Below are 6,408 nucleotides of genomic sequence, written 5' to 3'. Positions count from 1 at the left end.
CGGCCGCACCGGCCGACCGGTGCGGCCGCCCCGCCCGCCGGTGCCCTTCCCACCGCGGGTGACCGTGCCCGCCGGGACGGGCGGGAGGGGGCGTGCCGGCGGGCGGTCAGACGGAACGGGCGGGAGGGGCTATGCCGGTGGTCCGCCGACCGGGCAGGGAACGCCTGTGCCGATGGTTCTCCGGCCGGGACGGGCGGGAGGTGCCGTGCCGGCGGGCCGTCAGACGGGACGGGTGTGAGGGGCTGTGCCGGTGGCACGCCGGCCGAGGGGGAACGGCCGTGCCGACGCCCCGCCGGCCGGCAGGAGGTCTGTGGTGGCGGTTCGTCAGACGGAACGCAGGGGACCGCGCCGGTCCCCGGTCGTCGTCGGCGCGGACTGACCGCGGACCTCGGCGAGCAGGGCCGTGATCGCCGCCATGATCTCCTCCGTGGCCTCCCGCCACACCTCCGGCCCCGGCTCCCGGTCCCGGAAGCGGGAGAGGTCCACGGGCGGCCCGGCCAGCACCTGATGGGTCCTGCGGGGCAGCAGCGGGCCGAGCTTGCCGTACGGCGGCAGCAGCAGGTTCGCCCCCCACTGGGCCACCGGTATCACCGGGCACCCGGTCGCCAGCGCCACCCGGGCGATGCCGGTCCGGCCCGCCATCGGCCACATCTCCGGATCCTGGGTCAGGGTGCCCTCCGGGTAGAAGACCACTCCCTCGCCGCCCCGGACCGCCGCCGACGCGAGGTCCAGGGCCGCCAGGGCGCCCGCCCCGCCGCGTGCCACGGGGATGTGCCTCATGGCGCGCATCAGCCGCCCGAACGACCCTTTGAACAGGCCGTCCTTGGCGAAGAACCGCGGGGGACGGCCGGCGGCGTACTGGAAGTAGCCGTAAGCCAGCGGGTCGAGGTACGAGTTGTGGTTGACCGCCGCGATGAACCCGCCCTCGGCGGGCAGATGGTGCGCGCCGGCCCACTGCCGCCGGAACAGCAGCCGCACGAGCGGTCGTGCGATCGCGGCCATCGTCCGATAGGTGAATCCGATCCGTCGGCGAGGCATATGTTTCCCAACGTGAGACAAGATCTCCCGCCCGGGGCAGACAGCCGGACCGGAGGGGGACAGAGGGGGAGACACCTGTATACCAGGTGAGCCGCGATCCGAGATATGCGCGATGATGGCGGCCATGTCGATCTTCGCTGACGTCGCGGTATGGGCCATCGCCTGCCTGCACGCGTACATCCTGGTGCTGGAAATGTTCCTGTGGACCGGTCCGAGGGCCCGCGCGGCGTTCGGGACCACGGCCGAGTTCGCCGAGCAGACGCGGGCACTGGCGGGCAACCAGGGGCTCTACAACGGTTTTCTCTGTGCCGGTCTGGTGTGGGGCGCCCTGGCCTCCGACCCGGTGGGGCACCAGGTCAAGGTGTTCTTCCTGGTGTGCGTCGGTGTGGCGGGTCTGTACGGGGCGGCGACCGCCGCACGTAAGATCCTCTTCGTGCAGACGATCCCCGCGCTGCTCGCCCTGATCCTGGTGTTCGCCGCCCGCTGATGACACGGGATGGCCGACATGTGTCTCGGACAGGGCAAGGACGGCCTCCAGCAGGAGAACCCGCCTGTCCGAATTTCCCGGGACCATTCTCGTGTCCGATGTGACGCGCCGATCGCGGTGTCACACCCCGGATCAGCCGCCGGCGTGCCGGGCCGCCACCAGCACGGGGCCGCCCGGCACGGTGGGGAACCGCTGCTCCCCCTCCAGCCCGTGGGCGGCCAGGGCCCGTGCCACATGGTCGGTGTCCCAGGAATTGCCGCCGTTGCGTACGGCGTTCCAGCCGGCGACGGCCCGGCGCAGCGGCTCGGGCACGGCAGGGTTGGTGCCCACCACGATCCAGCCGCCCGGCTTGAGGGCTTCCGTGAGCCGGGGCACGGCCGCCGTCAGCGCCGCCTCGGAGAGGAACGGGGCGGGCAGCCACACGAGGTCGTAGCCGGCCGGTTCGGTGAGTTGCGCGACGTCGAGACGGCGCAGCGAGATCCGGTCCGCCACCTCCGCGCCGGCTGCCGTCAGCTCCCCGCGGGCCAGTTCCAGCACCCGTTCCAGGATGTCGACGCCCACCACACGGGCCCGGGGGAACGCCTGGGCGAGGACCAGGGCCAGCGCCGCCACCCCGGTGCCGACGTCCAGTACGCGCCCGCTGCCCGCGGCCAGCGCGTCGGCGAGACCGGGCAGCGCCGGAACCACCTTGCCGGCCAGCGCCCTTCCGGTCATCGCCGAAGCCCGTCCCTGGTGCAGCAGGACCGCGTCCTCCTGCTGGGCCCAGCCCCGGGCCGTGCCGCCGCCCCGGTCCTGGGCGGCGGCCAGCGCCTGGCGCAGCGAGCTGAGCCGTGCCTCGGCCGCGCTCAGCGCCGTCGGCCCGTCCGCGTGCGCGAGGGAGGGTGGACCGTCGTCCCGGTCGCGTCCTCGCGCAGCAGCCCGGCGGCCCGCAGGTCCTCGCTGCGCGCGGGGTCGGCTTTCAGTACGTCGGCGAGGGGGGCGTCGGCCGCGTCGGTCAGTGTCCCGATCACGGCCGCCAGTGCCCACGCGGCTGTGTCGAGAGCGGCTATCGGATCCTCGGCAGGCTGGGACATGTGTTTCTCCTCAGGGGACGGTTCACTCAGCGGGGTCTACTCAGGGGTCTACTCAGGGGTCTGTTCAGGGGTCTGCTCAGGGAGGTCTGCTCAGGGGGTCTTCCTCGGCACTCCGGACGAACATGGCGTGCGCCGTAGCGCGGTCTCAGTAATGAATGGGTCCCTTGAGACCACCGCCCGCGGCGATCGTGTCCCCGTTGACCGCCACGCTGAGAGGACTGGCCAGGAAGGCGACCACGGCCGCCACTTCGTGCGGTTCGACGACCCGGCCGATGGAGACGGCCGCGGCGGCCCGCTCCTCCAGCTCCGCCGGGTCGCTCCCCGTGGCCGCCGCCCGGACCGCCAGGTTGTCCAGCCAGGTGCGGGTCCTGGTGGCACCGGGCTGGACGGAGACCACGTTGACGCCGTTCGGTCCGAGTTCGTCCGCCAGGTTCTTGGTCATCGCGACCACGGCGGCGTTGCGCACCGAGCCGGTCACCGAGCCGCTCTGCCGTGCCGCCAGCCCGCTGACGTTGATGATCCTGCCCCAGCCCCGCTCGGTCATGGCGGGCGCGAAGGCGCGGACGCACCGCAGGTAGCCGCGGACCTTGACGTTGATCTCGGTCTCCAGTGCGTCGTCCGGGAAGGCCCCCGGATTGGTGGTGGCGGCGTTGTTCACCAGGATGTCCACGTGCCCGAGCCGCTCGCGCACGGTCCGGGCCATGCCGGTCACCGAGGCGTCGTACCCGGTGTCGGCCGCGACCGCGACGACCTCGGCACCGGTCTCCTCGCGCAGCAGGGCGGCCTGTTCCTCGGCGCGGCGGGCGGAGCGGGCCACCAGGGCGACCGAGGCGCCTTCCACGGCCAGCGTCCGGGCGACCGCGAGACCGATGCCCCGGCTGCCGCCAGTGACCACCGCACGCCGGCCGGTGAGGTGCAGATCCATGATGTCTCCCGTGTGTCGACGCCGGGTGGGATGCCCCGCTCGCACCTCGCAGCATACGTAGCTGCTTCTCGCAACGGTACCGATAAGTGTGCGATGCCCCCGTGCTCACACCTGTGTGAAACGTGTGAGCCGCCGGGTCCGTTAGGGTGTCTCCGCCCGGCCGTTCCGCGCCAAGAGGAAACATGTTCAATAAGTTCACACTCCTGCTGTCCAGGGTCATCGAAGCCGTACTGATCCTGCTCGGCGTCGCCATCGCCGTACTCGAAACGCACACCATGCTCTACATAGGGTTGTGGGATCTCCTCGCCGTGTTCTACCTGGCGACCCGCATCTCCCGGCTCCGGAGCAAGAAGAACGGAGCCGACGGAGCCGAGTGGCTGAAGAACATCCAGGGCAGGCGCACGGCGTTCGCTTTCACCCTCCTGACCGCGATCATCGGCATCATCGCCGGTCTGGAGATCGTCGTCAACAAGGGCCACGGGGACGCGGAGGCGCTGTCCAAGCTGGTGGGTGTCCCGGCCGTCCTCCTGGCCTGGGTGATCCTCCAGTTCGGCTACGCGGAGCGCTACGCCCAGGAGTACTACCGCGCGCTGCCGGAGAAGGTCCTCGTCTTCCCCAACGCCGAACGCCCGAACTTCGTCGACTTCGCGTACTTCGCCTTCACGCTCGGCACCACGTTCTCCGTCTCCGACGTGGAGACCCAGACGTCCGGCATCCGCGCCCGGATCCTCTCGCACAGCATCCTGTCGTTCGTCTACAACACGGCCACGCTCGGTATCGCGGTGGGCGTCATCACCGGCTGACCGTTCATACGCGTCCCCGGTCCCTTCGGTCCCTGCGCGGTTCAGCCCACCGCGTCGCGCACGACGCGCTCCGGTGACCGATCGCGGACCCCGGAACACCCCTGTCCGCCTCTGTGCGAAACCCCTAGAACCGCGTATGTGATGTACATCACATACGCGGTTCTGCTGTAAGAAACAGACCTCCGCGCGCATTCCCAGGTGTGACAAGTCAGAGGAGGGGAGCGCGCATGACACCTGCTGAGCGCTTCCGTGAAATGTATGAGGAGTGTTACCCGCGGGTCCTCGGCTATGCGGCGAGCCTGGTCGGGCGGCAGGCGGGCGAGGACATCGCCAGTGAGGCGTTCACCGTGGCCTGGCGGCGGCTGGACGACGTTCCCAGCCCGCCCCTGCCGTGGCTGCTGGGGGTGGCCCGCAACCTGGTGCGCGAGGCCCGCCGCCGGGACGCCCTCGGCAACGTCCTGGCCGCCGAGGAGGCACAGCGCGTCGGCGTCACCGGCCCCGGGGCCGGTGACGTCGCGGCGACGGTCACCGACCGGCACGTCGCCCTCCAGGCCCTGGCGAGCCTGCCCGAGGCCGACCGGGAACTGCTGACGCTGATCGCCTGGCACGGCCTCGGCACCAGGGAGGCCGCCCGGGTCCTGAACATCACCGGCGCCACGCTGGCCGTCCGGCTGTACCGGGCCCGCCGCCGCCTGGAGAAGGCGCTGGACGCCGCCCAGGCGTCCGAAGCCGAGACCACGCACACCGCCGACACCGCGTTCCACCCCCACCACCAAGGAGCACCCGCATGAAGACGTCCCCCAAGCGGTCCCGGCGGCCCGACGTGTTGAAGATCCTCGCCGACGCGCGCCCCGACGAACTCGACCCCGCCCGGCTGACCGACCCGACGCGGCAGCGGCAGGACCTCGCCCGCATCATCGCCGACACCGCGGACGACCGGGCCCCGCGCCGCGGGAGCGGATTCCGCCCGCTGGGAGCGATGGTCCTGGCCGGGGTGACGGCCTCCGTGGTGGTGGCCGTGGGCACGTTCGACGCTCACGCACCGGCCGACCGCTCCACGGCCCAGCCGCGGTCCTCCGCCGCCCAGCCGCGGTCCTCCGGCGCCGCCCAGCCGTCGAGCGCCGCGCCGGACGTCACCACCGACGGCCACCTCGAACTGCTCAGCGCGGCGACCAGGGCGGCGGCCTCCCCCGCCGCCGGAACGTACTGGCAGACGACCACGGAGTCGCAGTACGTGGACGTCGCCGAAGCCGGCGGGCAGCTCTTCGCCGTGCGCACCACGTCGAGGGAGCAGTGGTCGGTGGGCGTGCGCTCCGGAGCCGGGAGCCTGATGGTCACCGGCCTGGACGCGCGGACCGAGCCGCTGACCGCGGCGGACGAGGCACGCTGGCGTGCCGCGGGCTCGCCCCGCACGGCCGTCGTCGAAGCCGGACAGGGCACAAGCGCCCACAGGATCTCCGTCAAGGCGGGCACGTCCGACCCGATGGTCATGCGGACCGACATCGGCGGCAAGATCTATGCCGTCGGCCCGGACAACGTCACCTACCAGGACCTGCGGGCACTGCCCACCACCGCCGCGGGACTCCGCCGCCACCTGGAGGAGCTGTACGCGCGGGACAACAGCGCCGACAACGGCACGGAGCGCGGCACCTGGATGCTGCGCCAGGCGGGCAGCCTCGTCACGATGCCCGTCAAGCCCGCGGTCCGGGCGGCGGCGTACCGCGTGATGGCCGACCTGCCCGGGGTCCGGGTGGTGGGCGGTGTGACCGACCCGCTGGGACGCGTGGGCGTCGGGGTCGAGTACCCCGAGACCTACGAGGGGCCGCTGGGCACCACGAAGCAGCGGCTGATCGTCGACCCGGCCACCGGCGAGATGCTCGGCGACCAGCTCCTGCTGGTCGATCCCTCGGCCCGGGCCGAGGCGGCGGGACTCACGGCGGACACCTCGCTCAGCTACCAGGCGACCACCCGGATGGCCTGGGCGGAGCACCAGATCGACGTGCCGGAGAACGCGCACAGCTGAGCCCCGCGAACCGGCCGGACCCGCGCGGCGGGCCCGGCCGGCCCACGTCCCCACGACGT

At 72.3% G+C, this 6,408-nt stretch carries 8 protein-coding genes; 4 read left to right on the top strand and 4 right to left on the bottom strand.

The features are described from left to right. Positions 1-324: 324 nt before the first annotated feature. Positions 325-1,038 (bottom strand): lysophospholipid acyltransferase family protein, encoded by a 714-nt coding sequence (locus UW392_RS35340; RefSeq protein ID WP_320779299.1) that lies wholly within the window; start codon positions 1,036-1,038, stop codon positions 325-327. A 124-nt stretch (positions 1,039-1,162) separates the two neighbouring features. Between UW392_RS35340 and UW392_RS35335 the strand changes: the two genes are divergently transcribed. Next, positions 1,163-1,525 carry a DUF1304 domain-containing protein gene (locus UW392_RS35335; RefSeq protein WP_320779298.1) on the top strand — a complete coding sequence of 121 codons (363 nt, stop codon included), beginning with the start codon at positions 1,163-1,165 and terminating at the stop codon, positions 1,523-1,525. A 132-nt stretch (positions 1,526-1,657) separates the two neighbouring features. On the opposite strand, the gene UW392_RS35330 is transcribed toward UW392_RS35335, so the two are convergent. The 3 genes from UW392_RS35330 to UW392_RS35320 form a co-directional block, all read right to left on the bottom strand. Continuing rightward, positions 1,658-2,239 (bottom strand): class I SAM-dependent methyltransferase, encoded by a 582-nt coding sequence (locus tag UW392_RS35330; RefSeq protein WP_320779297.1) that lies wholly within the window; start codon positions 2,237-2,239, stop codon positions 1,658-1,660. 131 nt (positions 2,240-2,370) lie between these two features. Then, positions 2,371-2,598 (bottom strand): hypothetical protein, encoded by a 228-nt coding sequence (locus UW392_RS35325; RefSeq protein WP_320779296.1) that lies wholly within the window; start codon positions 2,596-2,598, stop codon positions 2,371-2,373. A 145-nt stretch (positions 2,599-2,743) separates the two neighbouring features. Beyond that, positions 2,744-3,523, bottom strand: coding sequence for an SDR family NAD(P)-dependent oxidoreductase (locus tag UW392_RS35320; RefSeq protein WP_320779295.1), 780 nt, complete (start codon positions 3,521-3,523; stop codon positions 2,744-2,746). A gap of 182 nt (positions 3,524-3,705) precedes the next feature. On the opposite strand from UW392_RS35320, the gene UW392_RS35315 reads away from it, so the two are divergent. The 3 genes from UW392_RS35315 to UW392_RS35305 all read left to right on the top strand — a co-directional run bounded on the left by UW392_RS35315 (position 3,706) and on the right by UW392_RS35305 (position 6,349). After that, positions 3,706-4,326 (top strand): DUF1345 domain-containing protein, encoded by a 621-nt coding sequence (locus UW392_RS35315; RefSeq protein WP_320779294.1) that lies wholly within the window; start codon positions 3,706-3,708, stop codon positions 4,324-4,326. A gap of 227 nt (positions 4,327-4,553) precedes the next feature. Beyond that, positions 4,554-5,117, top strand: a complete 564-nt coding sequence (locus UW392_RS35310) for a sigma-70 family RNA polymerase sigma factor (protein WP_320779293.1) — start codon at positions 4,554-4,556, stop codon at positions 5,115-5,117. Further along, positions 5,114-6,349 carry a CU044_5270 family protein gene (locus tag UW392_RS35305; RefSeq protein ID WP_320779292.1) on the top strand — a complete coding sequence of 412 codons (1,236 nt, stop codon included), beginning with the start codon at positions 5,114-5,116 and terminating at the stop codon, positions 6,347-6,349. Before UW392_RS35310 ends, UW392_RS35305 begins: the two co-directional genes overlap by 4 nt. Positions 6,350-6,408 lie beyond the last annotated feature (59 nt).

This window comes from Streptomyces sp. CRN 30 (genome assembly GCF_034105845.1).
Note: the sequence above shows the minus strand (reverse complement) of the source record. Positions and strands in the feature narration are given on the sequence as shown.

What these genes read in the sequence shown, in the direction of transcription:
- UW392_RS35340 (WP_320779299.1), bottom strand. Translation starts at nt 1,038, where the DNA reads ATGCCTCGCCGACGGATCGGATTCACCTATCGGACGATGGCCGCGATC.
- UW392_RS35335 (WP_320779298.1), top strand. Translation starts at nt 1,163, where the DNA reads ATGTCGATCTTCGCTGACGTCGCGGTATGGGCCATCGCCTGCCTGCAC.
- UW392_RS35330 (WP_320779297.1), bottom strand. Translation starts at nt 2,239, where the DNA reads ATGACCGGAAGGGCGCTGGCCGGCAAGGTGGTTCCGGCGCTGCCCGGT.
- UW392_RS35325 (WP_320779296.1), bottom strand. Translation starts at nt 2,598, where the DNA reads ATGTCCCAGCCTGCCGAGGATCCGATAGCCGCTCTCGACACAGCCGCG.
- UW392_RS35320 (WP_320779295.1), bottom strand. Translation starts at nt 3,523, where the DNA reads ATGGATCTGCACCTCACCGGCCGGCGTGCGGTGGTCACTGGCGGCAGC.
- UW392_RS35315 (WP_320779294.1), top strand. Translation starts at nt 3,706, where the DNA reads ATGTTCAATAAGTTCACACTCCTGCTGTCCAGGGTCATCGAAGCCGTA.
- UW392_RS35310 (WP_320779293.1), top strand. Translation starts at nt 4,554, where the DNA reads ATGACACCTGCTGAGCGCTTCCGTGAAATGTATGAGGAGTGTTACCCG.
- UW392_RS35305 (WP_320779292.1), top strand. Translation starts at nt 5,114, where the DNA reads ATGAAGACGTCCCCCAAGCGGTCCCGGCGGCCCGACGTGTTGAAGATC.